Here is a 235-nt window from a genome sequence, read left to right as displayed (position 1 = left end):
CTGCTGCCCTTCATTTACATAAAAAACGCTTTTCCAAAAACCAAACGGAACCTTCACGGCACACCCCGGTTTGCCTCGAACACCGCAATATTCTTCGTCCTCTGCTTTGTGAAAGGGACCTGTGATGACGATCAGCTTTTGTGTCCGGACTCTCTCCAGGACCCAATCCTCCAGGCAGTTCCAAATCCCTGTATTAAAGTTGTGATGCTGGAGCGAGATATTCGCATAGCAAAAA

At 47.7% G+C, this 235-nt stretch carries 1 protein-coding gene; it reads right to left on the bottom strand.

Annotated elements, in window-relative coordinates:
- A partial coding sequence (locus tag SB773_RS34710) for a DNA/RNA non-specific endonuclease (protein ID WP_410595105.1) occupies positions 1-235 on the bottom strand: 235 nt, incomplete at both ends.

Origin of the sequence: Bacillus sp. SIMBA_074 (assembly GCF_046534555.1) — a bacterium.
GTDB classification, from domain to species: domain Bacteria; phylum Bacillota; class Bacilli; order Bacillales; family Bacillaceae_G; genus Bacillus_A; species Bacillus_A mycoides.
Note: the sequence above shows the minus strand (reverse complement) of the source record. Positions and strands in the feature narration are given on the sequence as shown.